This window comes from Mycobacterium sp. E3339 (assembly GCF_001666915.1).
Lineage (GTDB): Bacteria > Actinomycetota > Actinomycetes > Mycobacteriales > Mycobacteriaceae > Mycobacterium.
Genome location: NZ_LZIZ01000229.1, coordinates 1 through 14,962, shown reverse-complemented (window position 1 = coordinate 14,962; position 14,962 = coordinate 1). Strand labels below are relative to the sequence as shown.

12 protein-coding genes and 2 pseudogenes are annotated in these 14,962 nt (G+C 69.0%); 11 read left to right on the top strand and 3 right to left on the bottom strand.

The features are described from left to right. Nucleotides 1-17: 17 nt before the first annotated feature. From A5702_RS22020 to A5702_RS22010, 3 genes are read right to left on the bottom strand one after another with little or no spacing between them, the layout of a single operon-like run. Nucleotides 18-1,235, bottom strand: coding sequence for a GNAT family N-acetyltransferase (locus A5702_RS22020; RefSeq protein ID WP_068223734.1), 1,218 nt, complete (start codon nucleotides 1,233-1,235; stop codon nucleotides 18-20). A gap of 51 nt (nucleotides 1,236-1,286) precedes the next feature. After that, a complete protein-coding gene (locus A5702_RS22015) occupies nucleotides 1,287-2,498 on the bottom strand; it encodes an acyl-CoA dehydrogenase family protein (RefSeq protein WP_055399633.1) in 1,212 nt (403 codons plus the stop codon). A gap of 27 nt (nucleotides 2,499-2,525) precedes the next feature. Next, nucleotides 2,526-3,128: a TetR/AcrR family transcriptional regulator gene (locus A5702_RS22010; RefSeq protein ID WP_156349414.1), complete on the bottom strand. Its 603-nt coding sequence runs from the start codon at nucleotides 3,126-3,128 to the stop codon at nucleotides 2,526-2,528. A gap of 234 nt (nucleotides 3,129-3,362) precedes the next feature. Between A5702_RS22010 and A5702_RS22005 the strand changes: the two genes are divergently transcribed. The 11 genes and pseudogenes from A5702_RS22005 to A5702_RS21955 form a co-directional block, all read left to right on the top strand. After that, entirely contained in the window at nucleotides 3,363-4,691 is a 1,329-nt protein-coding gene (locus tag A5702_RS22005; protein ID WP_068223732.1) for a HAMP domain-containing sensor histidine kinase, read from the top strand. Between the two features lie 329 nt (nucleotides 4,692-5,020). Further along, nucleotides 5,021-5,332, top strand: coding sequence for a PE domain-containing protein (locus A5702_RS22000; RefSeq protein ID WP_055399676.1), 312 nt, complete (start codon nucleotides 5,021-5,023; stop codon nucleotides 5,330-5,332). A 15-nt stretch (nucleotides 5,333-5,347) separates the two neighbouring features. Further along, nucleotides 5,348-6,535 (top strand): PPE family protein, encoded by a 1,188-nt coding sequence (locus tag A5702_RS21995; RefSeq protein ID WP_055399635.1) that lies wholly within the window; start codon nucleotides 5,348-5,350, stop codon nucleotides 6,533-6,535. Between the two features lie 105 nt (nucleotides 6,536-6,640). Continuing rightward, the gene (locus A5702_RS21990) at nucleotides 6,641-6,955 is read left to right on the top strand and encodes a WXG100 family type VII secretion target (RefSeq protein WP_007166893.1); all 315 of its coding nucleotides are present in this window, start codon (nucleotides 6,641-6,643) and stop codon (nucleotides 6,953-6,955) included. A 52-nt stretch (nucleotides 6,956-7,007) separates the two neighbouring features. Continuing rightward, nucleotides 7,008-7,295, top strand: coding sequence for a WXG100 family type VII secretion target (locus A5702_RS21985; protein ID WP_007166892.1), 288 nt, complete (start codon nucleotides 7,008-7,010; stop codon nucleotides 7,293-7,295). Nucleotides 7,296-7,373: 78 nt separating this feature from the next. Continuing rightward, nucleotides 7,374-8,204 (top strand): ESX secretion-associated protein EspG, encoded by an 831-nt coding sequence (locus tag A5702_RS21980; RefSeq protein WP_055399637.1) that lies wholly within the window; start codon nucleotides 7,374-7,376, stop codon nucleotides 8,202-8,204. Nucleotides 8,205-8,336: 132 nt separating this feature from the next. Beyond that, nucleotides 8,337-9,362: a MinD/ParA family protein gene (locus A5702_RS21975; RefSeq protein WP_156349415.1), complete on the top strand. Its 1,026-nt coding sequence runs from the start codon at nucleotides 8,337-8,339 to the stop codon at nucleotides 9,360-9,362. Then, on the top strand, nucleotides 9,359-10,888 hold the full coding sequence (eccD, locus tag A5702_RS21970; protein WP_067822339.1) for a type VII secretion integral membrane protein EccD: 1,530 nt from the start codon (nucleotides 9,359-9,361) through the stop codon (nucleotides 10,886-10,888). The genes A5702_RS21975 and eccD overlap by 4 nt, the downstream gene beginning before the upstream one ends. Then, nucleotides 10,873-12,533, top strand: a pseudogene (gene mycP / locus A5702_RS21965) (type VII secretion-associated serine protease mycosin). The gene eccD and the pseudogene mycP overlap by 16 nt, the downstream one beginning before the upstream one ends. After that, complete coding sequence (gene eccE, locus A5702_RS21960) at nucleotides 12,530-14,089, top strand: type VII secretion protein EccE (protein ID WP_068223729.1); 1,560 nt, start codon at nucleotides 12,530-12,532, stop codon at nucleotides 14,087-14,089. Before mycP ends, eccE begins: the two are co-directional and overlap by 4 nt. A 35-nt stretch (nucleotides 14,090-14,124) precedes the next feature. Then, nucleotides 14,125-14,962 (top strand): annotated as a pseudogene (locus tag A5702_RS21955) (type VII secretion AAA-ATPase EccA); the annotation flags it as partial.

Below are 14,962 nucleotides of genomic sequence, written 5' to 3'. Positions count from 1 at the left end.
CCCGCATACCCGCGCGGCTAGAAGAAGAACCCGGCATGGGGCGCCTGCGGCACCGCGAACAGGCGGTCGGCCGCGGCGATCGCGGCCGGGTCGTCGGCGCGGACCAGGCCCGCGACGGCGAGGTCGCGCCAGGTGGTGCCGCCGAGTAGGACCGCACCCAGCCCCTCGGCGTCGACCCGCAACTGCGCGGGTCGTTCGGTCGGCCCGGCGCCGTCCGCGGTGATCACGAAGCTGCACGAATTACCCTGCAGCTGAGGGTCGTTCACCGCGATGGTGACCGCGTCGCCGCCGACGTAGCTACGCGCCGCCAGCGCCCGCGGCGCGTCGACGACGCGCAGCCACGTCTCGTCGTGCACCGCGGTGACCCGCGCCGCCCGCCGATCGGCCAGCAGCCCGGGCAGCGGGTCGTCCAACGGCAGCATCCAAAAGACCACGCGGTCAATGAGATCGAGCCCGAGCAGGAACCGAAGCAGACCGAGGTAGGCCTCGGCGGTGGGGGCGAAGAAGTCCTCCACCGCGATGGTGCGCTGGTCGCTGACGAACCACCTGTCGGTGTCGACGGGTCGGTAGCGGGCGAACCCCGATTCGGATCCCGGCGCGCCGTGCACGGCGACATACGAAGGCTGCGGCGACATTTCGGTGCGTAGCCGCAGACTCTGCCACCACGCGTCGGGCCGGTCGATGGTGCCCGGGCGTGCCGGACGGTGCTCGGCGTAGATCCGGGGCAGCAACTCCCAGGCTTCCGCCGGGTCGACCAACCGCACCGGGCCACCGGCCCCGACGTCGCGGCGCAGCGTCGCCCGCGCGGCGTGCACCTCCACCGTCTGCGACGAGCTGGCGACCCCATAGCCGTATCGGCCGTAGATCGTCGCCTCCGATGCCCGCAACGAGGCGACCACCTCACCGCGGGCGGCGATGTCGCTCAGCTGATGACGGATCAGCTCGGTGGCGATGCCGCGCCGGGTGAACGACGGCAGCACCCCGATGTGCGTGACGGCGGCGTGCCCCACCACCGCCCCGCCGGGCAGCGTCATGCGGCTCGTGACGGCGTCGGCGGTGCCCACCAGCTGGCCGCCCACGAACGCGCCGACGGTGCGGCCGGGTTCGAGCAGCTCGGTGATCCGGCCGGCCGGCAGGTCCGGCAGCGGCGGGAACCCGATCATGGCGACCCGAAACACGTTGGCCGCGGCGAGCAGGTCCGCTTCGCTGTCGAGGACCCGGATCTCGGTGGTCATCCGGCCATCATGGCTGGTGCCCGCCGCGGCACGGGCCTCGGGATGCGGCCGCTACCGAATCTGCAAGCCGGTCAGCGCGCGCGAGATGACCAGGCGCTGGATCTCGCTGGTGCCCTCGAAGATGGTGAAGATCTTGGCGTCCCGGTGCATCCGCTCGACGGGATAGTCGCGGGTGTAGCCGTTGCCGCCGAGGATCTGGATCGCCTCGTCGGTGACGTAGACGGCCGTCTCGCTGGCCACCAGTTTGGCCATCGACCCCTCCGCGGCGTCGAACTGCTGGTTGTTGCGCGCCATCCAGCCGGCCCGCCACACCAACAAGCGGGCGGCGTCGATGCGGCTCTTCATGTCCGCCAACTTGAATGCCACCGCCTGGAATTCACCGATCTTGCGGCCGAATTGCTCACGCTGGCAGGCATAGTCGAGGGCGTACTCGTAGGCGGCCCGGGCCACGCCGACGGCCATGGCCCCGACCGTGGGACGGGTGCGCTCGAAGGTCTTCATCGCCGCCTGGCTGCGCGCGGAGGCACCCGACTTGACGCGGGCGATGCGCGCCTCGAACTTCTCCCGCCCACCGAGGATGTGGTCCTCGGGCAGGCGGACGTTGTCCAGCACCACCTCGGCGGTGTGGGAGGCCCGGATGCCGTGCTTCTTGAACTTCTGGCCCTGGGCCAGCCCGTTGACACCGGCCGGGACGACGAACGTCGCCTGCCCGCGGGTGCCGAGCTCGGGGTAGACCGACGCCACCACGATGTGCACGTTCGCGATGCCGCCGTTGGTAGCCCACGTCTTGGTGCCGTTGAGCACCCACTCGCCGGTGGCCTCGTCGTAGCGCGCCCGGGTGCGGATCGCGCCGACGTCCGAGCCGGCGTCGGGCTCGGACGAGCAGAACGCACCCAGCTTCGGCTCATCGGCGGTGCCGAACATCTCGGGCAGCCAGCGACCCAGCTGTTCGGGAGTTCCGTTGCCCGCCAACGCCGCCGCGGCCAAGCCGGTGCCCATGATGGACAGCGCGATGCCCGCGTCGCCCCAGAACATCTCCTCGAACGCGGTGAGCATGCCGAGGCCCGTCGGCTCGGCCGCCTGCTGGGCGAAGAAGTCGGGGGAGTACAGGCCCACCTTCGCGGCCTCCTGGATCACCGGCCAGGGCGTCTCCTCCCGCTCGTCCCATTCCGAGGCTGCGGGGCGGATGACGTCGGCGGCGAACTTGTGCACCCAGTCGCGCACCTCGATCACGTCGTCGGTCAGTTGTAGGGAAAAAGTCACGGCTTCACTCCTGAATGGTTGTTGTGCTCAACGGGTTCCGTATTGCGAGAGGACGCTGACCGTCTGGTTGACCCACGCCTCGAAGTAGCGGTCCTCGTCGATGTTGCCCGGCAGCCGGCCCGTCAGCGCCTGCAGCGTCGCGGCGTAGGACAACGACCCGATCGCGACGGCCGCGGCCGCCTCGGGATCGGGGATGGCCGTGCGGCCCGAGCGGTTGGACGCCGCCAACTCGTCGGCGAAACGCTGATAGGCGTTGTCGGTGATCACCTGCCACGTCTTCTCGTCGAGGTCGCCGAGCTCGTCGGGTTCGCGCAGCATCACCTTGAGCAGATCTTCGCTTTCCTTGAAGTTGCTCCAGATCAATTGGCCGGCGGTGCGGACCGCCTGCTCGACGCTGCCCGGCTGCCCCGCGTCGTACTGCTCGCGCGCCGCCACGATGCTGTCGATCCGGTGCGCGACGGCGGCCTCGAGCAGCTCGCGCTTGGAGCCGAAGTGCTTGTACAGCGCTCCCGACCCGGGGGCCAGGCCGGATGCCCGCTGGATGTCGGCGACCGACGTCGCCGCGTACCCCTTGGCGGCGAAGAGCTTCAGCGCCTCGGCCAGCAGCCGGTCGCGTCCTGAGGCGAGCATGGTGAGAGAGTACTCACTCACTGAGTTCGGAGGCAAATGTCGCAGGTCGCGGGGCGGCCGGGCACGAGCCGAACGATTGGCGCTACATTCTCTGCGAAACGCCACGACGCCTGAAGGCGGCGAACCGTTATCGGTGTGAGGGTTGTGATCAGCCGTCGACACCGTCGCCGGCCCGGCGCCGCGAGCGGCACGAAGGAGCGTGACATCCGCGTGTTAGCGCACGTAAAGCTGCCGATGCGGGTGTTGTCGCTGCGCACCATCGTCGTCGTCGCGGCGCTGTCGGTGATCACCCTCGTCGTGCTCTTGGGCACCTGGGTGTGGGTCGGTGTCACCAACGATCAGTACAGCCAGCTGGACCGCCGGCTCGACTCGGTCAGCAGCCTGGGCGACATCAACACGTTGCTCAACAACGTGGAGCACGCCAGCCCCGACCAGCCCATGCCCGACGGCAACCTGGTCCGCACCGCGCGCATCGGCGACGTGACCGTCTCGGTGCCCAGCAACATCGTGCTGCCCAAGCTGCCCAACGGATACGCGAACACCACCATCAACGGGGTGCAATACCGCGTCCGCACCTTCTCCGCCGGCCCCGCCTCGATCGCGCTGGCCGCGCCGCTGGCCGAAGCCCAGCACCGCATCAACGAGCTGCATCTGCGGGTGCTGTTGATCTGTGCCAGCGTCATCGGCGGCACGGTGGTCGTCGGCTGGGTGATCTCGTTGATCATGGTGAACCCGTTCCTGCTGCTGGCGCAGCAGGCCCGCGCCATCAACGCCCAGTCCAGTCCCGACGAGGTTCAGGTGCGCGGGGTGCGCGAGGCCGTGGAGATCGCCGAGGCCGTCGAGGGCATGCTCGCGCGCATCGGCAACGAACAGCAGCGCACCAGGGCCGCGCTCGAGTCGGCCCGTGACTTCGCGGCCGTCGCCTCCCACGAGTTGCGCACCCCGTTGACGGCGATGCGCACCAACCTGGAGGTGCTCTCCACGCTGGACCTGCCCCGCGAGCAGCGGGACGAGGTCATCGGCGACGTCATCCGCACCCAGAGCCGCATCGAGGCGACACTGACGGCGCTGGAGCGGCTGGCGCAGGGTGAGCTCACCACCGTCGACGATTTCGTCCCGTTCGACATCACCGAACTTCTCGACCGCGCGGCGCACGATGCGCTGCGGGTCTATCCGGATGTGGACGTGTCGCTGGTGCCGTCGCCCACGGTGCTGATGGTCGGGCTGCCCACCGGGTTGCGGCTGGTGATCGACAACGCCATCGCCAACGCGGTCAAGCACGGCAACGCCGGGAAGATTCTGCTCACCGTCAGCAGCTCCAGCGAGGGCGTCCAGATCGCGATCGACGACGACGGAACGGGCGTCCCGGAGTCGGAGCGCGCCTCGGTCTTCGAGCGCTTCGCCCGGGGGTCGACGGCATCGCGGTCGGGATCCGGCCTGGGCTTGGCGCTGGTCGCCCAGCAGGCCGAGCTGCACGGTGGCACGGCGGCGTTGCAGACCAGCCCGCTTGGGGGCACGCGGCTGCTGCTGAACCTGGCCGGCGATGGGCGCGGCCCCGCGTAGCCTCGGCCGCTATTGCGGCCGCGAAATTGCGGCGGTCGGCCGAATTCGCGCTAATACCGCCAACAATGGGGGATTGCCGATTACTGCCACGCATTTGCATGACCGAGCCGAATCGACGGTTCGGGCCGGTGCCTACGTGGCCCCTGTGCCTGCAGTGACATACGAGATTGTTTGACGAATGACTGATAGCGGGAATACCGGCGGTCAGATCAACCGCGGAATTTTCGGCCTCCGGCCTCGGAGAAAGCGAGTGAATACACGAACGGTCGAACCGCACTAGACTGATGCGCCAAGCCCGTCTTATGACGTTGAGCAATCGGAGGGAAATCATGACTATGTCGATGCAGCCAGAGGCGGTTCTGGCATCGGCAGGCGCGGAGTCGGCCATCAGCGCCGAAACCGAGGCGGCGGCTTCGGCGGCGGCGCCGGCGTTGCTCGGTGCGCTGCCGATGGGCAGTGACCCCGACTCGGCGATGTTCGCGGCGGCCCTGAACGCCTGTGGCGCCAGCTATCTGGGTGTGGTGTCCGAGCACGCCGCACAGCGCGGCCTGTTCGCCGGGGCACAGGGCCTGGCTTCGGCGACCGTCGTCTCGACGGAGGCCGCCCGCATGGCCGCGCTCGCGGCCGGCGGAATGCTCTAAAAGGGGGAAGTACGCATGGCCGATCCGGGGTGGGCCGCGCGTACGCCTGAGGAGAACGATCTGCTGCTGAAGGGCGGCGTCGGGGTGGGCACGCACCTCGCCAACCAGGCCGCCTGGATGGCTCTGGCAGCCACCCACCACGCCTCAGGTGTCGCGTCGGCGATCAACACTGCGACGACGTCCGCATCTTGGCTGGGCGCCGGGTCGGTGGCTTCGGTCGCAAACGTCACGATGCTCAACACCGCGCTACACGGGCTGGCCGGCTGGGTCGACGTGAAGCCGCCCACCGTCGCCACCGCGGTCTCCGCGTATCAGATGGCGTACGGCTCCATGCGTCCCGCGCCCGAGTGCATCGCCAACCGTGACGAATGGGGCGTCGACAACTGCATCAACCCCCTCGTGCTCGGGGCGCTGACCCCGCGCATCGTCTCGCTCGACGTCCAGTACTTCGGGGTGATGTGGCCCAACAACTCCGCCGTCGGCGCGAGCTACGGTGCCATCCTCACGTCGCTGACCCAGAGCCTCGCGATCGCACCGCCCGTCGCGACCATGGGCGCGTCGCCGGCGGCGCCGGCGCAGGCGGCCTCGGCCGTCGCCGAGTCGGCCGCCCAGGTCGGGGCCGGCGACGGCATGCGCTCCGCATTGCAGGGCGCGCAGCAGGGCACCTCGAGCGCCGGCCAGGCGGCGTCGGGCGGCCAGGACTTCATGAGCCAGGCCGGCTCGTTCATGGAGCCGTTGCAGTCGGTGATGCAAGCGCCGATGCAGATGATGCAGGCGCCCATGCAGATGATGCAGGCGCCGATGCAGATGATGCAGCCGCTGCAATCGATGATGGGCATGTTCGCCAACCCGGGCGCCATGGCCGGCGCGGCACCCGGGGTGTCGGCGGTGTCGGCGACGGAGATGTCGGCCGTCAGCGCGTCCGGGGGCGGCGGGGGCGCGGCGATGGGCGCCGGGGGTATGCCCGCGACCAGCTTCACCCGTCCGGTCAGCGCGTTCGAACCGGCCAGCAGCGGTCGGCCGGTGGGGTTGCGGCCCAGCGGGGCGTTGGGCGCCGAGGCCATGCGTCCGCAGACCACGACGGTCGGCGGCGGTACACCGATGGGCGGCATGCCGGTGGGGCATGGGGCGGGAGGAGAACGCGGATCTCGAGACAAATCCGAACAGCCCGCGACAGTGCGGGTTGTCGACGATCGGGTGTGAAGCCGGCCCGGCTGAGGGTGAATCGACAGGTATAAATAGCCGCCATACACTTCGCTCCATGCCCCAGGCATTACGGGGGGCGGCCAACCGGAGAAGGAGAATTCAGTGACAATCAAGGTGACACCGCAAATGCTTCGCGATACTTCCAACGCCATCCAGGCGAACATGGAACACGCGATTGGTATCGGCCAGGGGTACGTCGCAAATCAGGAAAACGTGATGAACCCGTCGACATGGTCCGGTGACGCGGTGGTCGCGTCGCACGCGACGGCCATCGAGGTCCAAAACGACCTCAACAAGGTCTTGAACGGCGGCACCCGGCTGGCCGAGGGCCTCAAGCAGGCCGCCGCCCTGATGGAGGGTCACGAGGCGGATTCTTCGCACGCTTTCAGCGCCCTATTCGGTCACGGCGGATCCTGAATCCCGCCCCGCACTCGTAAATCCATAAACGGCTTTTGAAAGGAACTTAATTATGTCCGACCCAATCACTTACAACCCGGGGGCCGTCGCCGACTTCGCCACCGATGTCGCTTCTCGCGCCGGCCAGTTGCAGGGCATTTTCGATGACACCTCGAACCGCACGAACGCGTTGCAGGAATTCTTCGCCGGCCATGGCGCGTCGGGCTTCTTCGAAGCGCAGGCGCAGATGTTGTCGGGGCTGCAGGGTCTCATCGACACGATCCGCCAGCACGGGCAGACCACGTCGCACGTGCTCGACGGCGCCCTCAGCACGGACCAGCACATCGCCGGCCTGTTCTGACTCCGAGGCAAAGGTGGGGCAGGCGCGCCGCGCGTCCATGCCCCACCTTTGGCGCCCTTGCCCGCTGAGGAAACCGACATGCTGACAACGACCGTCGACGGCTTGTGGGTGCTGCAGGCGGTCTGCGGGGTGGAGCAGACCTGTCCCGAGCTCGGACTGCGCCCGCTGATACCGCGGCTCGACACCCCCGAACGCGCGCTGCGCCACCCGGTGGCGGCCGAGTTGACGGCCGCGGGCGCGCTCGACGAGGCCGGCAACGCCGACCCGATGATTCGCGAGTGGCTCACCGTGCTGTTGCGGCGCGACTTGGGTCTCCTGATCAACATCTCGGTTCCCGGGCGCGAGGCCACCCGGGCGACCATCTGCCGATTCGCCTCCTGGTGGGTGGTGCTGGAACGCCACGAAGACTTGGTGCGCCTCTATCCCGCCGGCACCGCGAGCAACGAAAACGGCGCCAGCGACCTGGTGGTGGGCCAGGTCGAGCGGCTGTGCGGGGTGGCGGAGGTGGCGCCGCTGAAACCGGTCACGCTCGATACCGAGCAGTTGCTCGCCTCGGTGCGCGACGCTGCCAGCCTGAAGGAGTTCCTGCTCGGCCAGAACCTCGACGTCGACCAGATGCAGATCGTCACGATGGCCGCCGATCCCGCCCGTTCGGCGCACGCGCACATCGTCGGCCTGCAGGCCGGCGTCGGGCCGGACGAGATGGCGCGGATCGCGGTCGGCGATTCGACCGTGTCTATCATCGACACCCCGGCCGGCCGGGTCTGCGTGGAGAACGTCATCTCGGGCCAGCGCCGCTACCAGATCCTTTCGCCGGGGTCGCGCAGCGACATCAGTGGCGCGGTGCAGCGGCTCATCCGGCGCCTGCCCGCCGGCGACGAGTGGTACTCGTATCGGCGGGTGGTCTGACCGGACGGGCCGACTTCTCAACTGACCCAAGATAAGTCAGTAAACCAATGCCGTGGAATGGCAACCCCTTACGCGCTTGAACGGTCTGTTGATCGGTAAACGCGGTATCGCCGAGCGTGTTAGCATCGCGAAGTGACGAGCCCTTGGAATGACCCGAATATGTCGGACGAAGGGGCGCTCAGACGGGGGGATCCGTCAGGGAGCCGCAACTTCCCCGATTCGGTATCGGACACCATGCGCATTACCGATCTGGCGGCGCCTCGAAAGATTCCTCCAGGCTCGGGTTGGCGGAAATTCATCTACGTCATCTCATTTAAGAAAATAAACCCCGGGGAATCGCCCAGCGAGCGGCACTACCGGGACCTGCAGAACCGCATCCGGCGGCACATCCGTAGGCAGTACGTCATCACGGTGGTCTCGGGCAAGGGTGGCGTCGGCGTCTCGACGATGGTCGCCTGCATCGGTGGTGTGTTCCGAGAGTGCCGCCCGCAGAACGTGATTGCGATCGACGCCGTCCCCGGTTTCGGCACGCTCGCCGACCGCATCGACGAGTCGCCGCCGGGCGACTACACCGCCATCATCAACGACACCGACGTCCAGGGGTATGCGGACATTCGTGAACACTTGGGGCAGAACCCGATCGGGCTGGACGTGCTCGCCGGAAACCGCACGTCCGACCAGCCCCGGCCGCTGGTGCCGGCCATGTTCTCCGGGGTCTTGTCGCGGTTGCGGCGCACGCACACCGTGATGATCGTCGACACCTCGCCCGACTTGGAACACGAGGTGATGAAGCCGGTCCTGGAAAGCACCGACACCCTCGTGTTCGTCTCCGGCATCACCGCCGACCGGTCCCGGCCGGTGCTGCGGGCGGTGGACTATCTGCGGTCGCAGGGATACCACGAGCTGGTTTCGCGCAGCACCGTGATCATCAACCACACCGACGAGATCACCGATAAGGATGCGCTCGCTTACCTGACGGAACGGTTCAGCAAAGTCGGCGCAACCGTCGAAGAGATGCCGTTCGATCCGCACCTGGCCAAAGGCGGGCTCATCGACACGGTTCATGAATTGAAGAAAAAGACGCGGTTGCGGCTTTTTGAAATTACCGCCGGATTGGCCGACAAATACATTCCAGATGCCGAGCGGACGGCGCCGTGACATCAGCGCATAAGGTCGCCTTCCCGGCGCGCTGTGCGGTCAACATTTCCTACGAGAAGCATCTCTGCTCCCAAGTTTTCCCTGCCGGAATTCCCGTGGAGGGATTCTTCGAGGGAATGGTCGAGCTCTTCGACGCCGACCTGAAGCGCAAAGGGTTCGAAGGCATTACGTTGCCGGCGGGCAGCTACGAACTGCACAAGATCAACGGGGTGCGGCTCGACATCAACAAGAGCCTTGACGAGCTCGGCGTGCAGGACGGCGACACCCTGGTGCTGGTGCCCCGGGTCGACGGCGAGTCTTTCGAACCGCAGTACGAGTCGCTGTCGACCGGGCTGGCGGCCATGGGCAAGTGGCTCGGTCGCGACGGGGGCGACCGGATGTTCGCCCCGGTGACGCCGCTGACCGCCGCGCACACCGCGATCGCGATCATCGCGATGGCCGCGGCGGTGGTGGTGGCGCTGACGCTGCGCGCGCGGACGTTCACCGACAGCCCCGTCCCCGCCGCGGTGGCCGGCGCCGTCGGCGTCTTGCTGGTGGTCGCGGCCTCGGTGGTCTGGTGGGGTTGGCGCGAGCGCCGCGACCTGTTCAGCGGCTTCGGCTGGCTCGCGGTCGTGCTGCTGGCCGTCGCGGGCGGGTGCGCGCCGCCCGGCGCGCTGGGGGCGGCCCATGGGTTGATCGGCCTGGTGATCGTGATCCTGGGGGCCATCGCGATCGGGGTGATGACGCGCAAGCGGTGGCAGACCGCGGTCGTCACCGCGGTGGTGACGGTGTGCGGGATCCTCGCCGCGGTCGCCCTCGTCCGGATGTTCCGGCCGGCCTCGGCGCAGGTGCTCGCCATCTGCGTGCTGGTCGGATTGCTGATCCTGGTGCGGATGACGCCGCTGATCGCGCTCTGGGTGGCTCGGGTGCGGCCGCCGCACTTCGGGTCGATCACCGGCCGCGACCTGTTCGCGCGCCGCGAAGGCATGCCCGTGGATACCGTCTCCCCGGTCAGCGAGGACGAATCCGAGGACGAGGACAACGAATTGACCGACATCACCGCGCGCGGCGCGGCGATCGCCGCCTCCGCGCGGTTGGTCAACGCGGTGCAGGTCGGCGTGTGCGTCGGGGTGTCGCTCGTCCTGCCCGCCGCGGTGTGGGGGGTGCTGACGCCCGGGCGCCCGTGGGCCTGGCTGGCGCTGGTGGTCGCCGGGCTGGTGGTGGGCATCTTCATCACGCAGGGCCGCGGATTCGCCGCCAAGTACCAGGCCGTGGCGCTCGCCTGCGGGGCGGCGGCCGCGGTATGCGCCGGAGTGCTCAAATACGCGCTCGCAGAGCCGAAAGACGTTACAAGCGGGCTGCTTTGGCCCGCAGCGGCGGTGGCGGCCTTCGCCGCTTGCGGACTGGCCGCGGCGCTGTTGGTGCCGACGGTGCGGTTCAGGCCCTTCATCCGGTTGACGGTGGAATGGGTGGAAGTGCTGGCGTTCATCGTCCTGCTGCCCGCCGCGGCGGCCCTGGGAGGGCTGTTCACGTGGATTCGCCACTGAAAAGGGCCGCGGCGGTGGCCGGCGCCGTCACCCTCGTCGCGCTGTCCGCGAATGTCCCTGCCGCGCAGGCGATCACGCCGCCCCAGGTGGATCCCGGAATGGTGCCACCGGACGGGCCGCCCCGATCGGATCAACCGATGCGCCGCGCCAACAGCTGCTCGACGCCGATTACGGTGCGAAACCCCGACGTGGCGCAGCTGGCGCCGGGCTTCAACCTGCTCAACATCACCAAAGCGTGGCAGTACAGCACCGGCACCGGTGTTCCGGTGGCGGTCATCGACACCGGCGTCTCGCCCAACCCCCGGCTGCCGGCCGTGCCCGGGGGGGACTACATCATGGGCGAGGACGGCCTGTCCGATTGCGATGCGCACGGCACGATCGTGGGCTCGATCATCGCCGCCGCGCCGCAAGGCGTCCTGCCGATGCCGCGCCCGATGCCGTCGACGCCGGCCTTCCCGCCGCCCGCCGGACCACCGCCGGCCAACGGGGCGCCGCCGCCCCCGGTCGAGGTGCCGCCACAGCACCAGCCATGACCACGCCGGCTGACCCCACCAGCGGACGAACACCAGCGCGATGCCGACCACGACGGCGATCGCCGCGCCGATGTAGCCGCCGGCCGCCCAGCTCGCCACCGCGAGCAGGAAGATCCGCAGACCGAGGACCCGCGGTGCCCCCGCTCCCGCCGGGTGCGCCCGACGGGGTGGTCGGGGTGGCCCCGCACGCGACGATCATCTCAATCCGCCAGTCCTCCCGGGCTTTTGAGCCGGTCAATCCGCCACCCGGCGACCCCAACTCCGACGAGAAGGTCAAAGCCGGCACTCTCAATACGGTGGCGCGGGCGGTGGTCCATGCGGCCAACATGGGGGCGAAGGTGATCAACATTTCGGTCACCGCCTGCCTGCCGGCCGCGGCCCCGGCCGACCAGCGGGCGCTCGGCGCGGCGCTGTGGTACGCCGCCACCGTGAAGGACGCGGTGGTGGTGGCCGCGGCCGGGAACGACGGGGAAGCCGGCTGCAACAACAACCCGATGTACGACCCGCTGGATCCGTCGGATCCGCGGGACTGGCATCAGGTGAAGGTGGTCTCGTCGCCGTCGTGGTTCTCCGATTACGTGCTGTCGGTCGGTGCGGTCGACGCGACCGGCGCCGCGCTCGACAAGAGCATGTCGGGCCCGTGGGTGAGCGTCGCGGCGCCCGGCACCCACATCATGGGTCTGTCGCCGCAGGGCGGCGGGCCGGTCAACGCCTACCCGCCGTCGAGGCCGGGCGAGAAGAACATGCCGTTTTGGGGCACCAGCTTCTCGGCCGCCTACGTCAGCGGCGTGGCGGCGTTGGTCCGGGCGAAATTCCCCGACCTGAGCGCGCACCAGGTGATCAACCGGATCGTCCAGTCGGCGCACAATCCGCCGGCGGGGGTGGACAACAAGGTCGGCTACGGGCTGGTGGATCCCGTTGCGGCACTGACGTTCAACATCCCGCCGGGTGACCGGCTGCCGCCCGGCGCGCAAACCCGCGTGATCCGGCCCGCCCCGCCGCCCCCGCCGGCCGATCACCGGGCGCGCAACGTCGCCATCGGGTTCATCGGCGCGGTCGCCGCCGGTGTGCTGGTGGCCGCGGTCGCCGCGCGGCTAAGGCGGGCGCGGTGAGGACCAAGCTGACCGGGTTCAGCCCGGGTAGCAATCGGCGGGTCCTCGGGGTCTGGGTGATCTTCCTGCTCGCGGTGGCGAGCTGGGCGGCCGGCGGCTACATCGGCGCGGCGATCGCCGTCGTGGTCGGCATCGCGCTGGTGTTCGTCCGCTGGTGGGGTCAGCCGGCGTGGTCATGGCTGGTGCTGTGGCGGCACGGCCGGCGCCCGATCCGCTGGGATGCGCCAATCACGGTGGCCAACAACCGATCCGGCGGTGGGGTTCGGGTGCAGGACGGTGTCGCGGTGGTGGCGGTGCAGCTGCTCGGCAGGGCGCACCGGGCCACCACGGTGACCGGTTCGGTGACCGTCGAGACGGACAACGTCATCGACGTGGTGGAACTGGTGCCGATGATGCAACAGGCGTTGGGGCTGCAGCTCGACTCGATCAGCGTCGTCTCGCTCGGCGCTCGGCACGGCACCATCGGGGACTATCCGCGGGTGTATGACTCGGAGATCGGCACGCCGCCGTATGCGGGCCGGCGCGAAACGTGGCTGATCATGCGGCTGTCGATCATCGACAACACGCAAGCGCTGCGCTGGCGCACAACCGTTGGCTCCGCGGCGATTTCGGTCGCACAGCGCATCGCGGGGCTGCTGCGTTGCCAGGGGTTGCGGGCGAAGGTGGCCACCGCCACCGACCTGGGCGAGCTCGATCGGCGGCTGGGGTGCGACGCCGTCGAGGGGGACACGCAGAGGTGGAAGGCCATCCGCGGTGAGGCGGGCTGGATGACGACCTACGCGTATCCCCCGGAGGCGATCACGTCGCGCGTGCTGTCCCAGGCCTGGACGCTGCGCGCCGACGAGGTCATCCAGAACCTGACCCTGTATCCGGACGCTACCTGCACCGCCACCATCACCGTGCGCACACCGACGCCGGCTCCGACCGCGCCCAGCGTGATCTTGCGCCGGCTCAACGGGGAACAGGCCGCCGCCGCCGCGGCCAACATGTGCGGGCCGCGACCCTACCTGCGCGCCCTGCGACCCAGCCGCCTGCCCAAGCACCTGGTCACCGAGATCGGCCCGTCGGGCGTGCTGATCGGCAAGCTGAGCAACGGGGACCGGCTGCTTATCCCGGTCACCGATGCCGGTGAGCTGTCGCGGGTCTTCGTGGCCGCCGACGACCCGATCGCCAAGCGCATCGTGATCCGCACCGCCGGCGCCGGCGAGCGCGTCTGCGTGCACACCCGCGACACCACGCGATGGGCCACCGTGCGGATGCCGGAGATCAGCGTCGTCAGCACCCCCCGGCCCGCGCCGCGCACCACGGTCAGCGTCGTGGAGCACGTCGGTCCGATCTCGCCGACCCCGCGACCCGTTACCGTGATCACCGTCGCCCCGTCAGGCACGAGGCTGCCCGACGGGCAGCGGCACAACTTCGAGGTGATCATCGAGCAGATCGGCCCCGCCACGGTGCGGGTCAGCGCGGCCGGCAAGGACTGGCTCGTCGAGATGGACATGTTCCGCGCCGAGAACCGTTATGTCAGCCTCGATCCGGTCACCATGTCGGTTTTCTAGTACGTCAGCGAGTTTGAGTTTGAAGAGCGCACACAATGGGTGATTTACAAACTGCCCGTAGGCATTTCGATCGGGCCATGGCGATCAAGAGCCGGCAGGGCCGGGCGGCGGCACTGCCGGAGTTCGTCGCGGCCACCGATGCCGACTCGTCGATGGCCGACGCGTGGCTGGGCCGCATCGCCTGCGGTGACAACGACCTGGCATCGCTGAAGAAGCTGTATGCCGCCAGCGAATGGTTGCACCGCGAGACCACCCGCATCGGGCAGACGCTCGCCGCCGAGATCCAACTGGGCCCCTACATCGGGATCACCGTGACCGACGCCTCGCAAGTCGGGTTGGCGTTGGCGTCGGCACTCACCATCGCCGGGGAGTACCCCGAGGCGGACCGGCTGCTGGCCAACCGCGACCTGTTGGATTCCTGGGCCAACTATCAGTGGCACCAGCTGGCCCGCGCGTTCCTGATGTACACCACGCAGCGTTGGCCGGATGTGTTGCTGGCCGCCGCCGAGGAGCTGCCGCCACAGGCCATCATCATGTCGGCGGTGACGGCTTCGATCTGCGCGCTGGCGGCCCACGCGGCCGCGCACCTCGGGCAGGGCCGGGTGGCGCTGGATTGGCTGGACCGCGTCGACGTGATCGGGCAGACCAACGCGTCGGGCCGCTTCGATGCGGACGTGCTGACCGCTTCGATCGGGCCGGCCGATATCCCGCTGCTGGTCGCCGATTTGGCGTACGTCCGCGGCATGGTGCACCGTCAGCTGCGCGAGGAGGACAAGGCCCAGGTCTGGTTGTCGAAGGCGACCATCAACGGGGTCCTCACCGAGGCGGCCAAGGAGGCGTTGGCCGACCCGAACCTGCACCTGGTGGTGACCG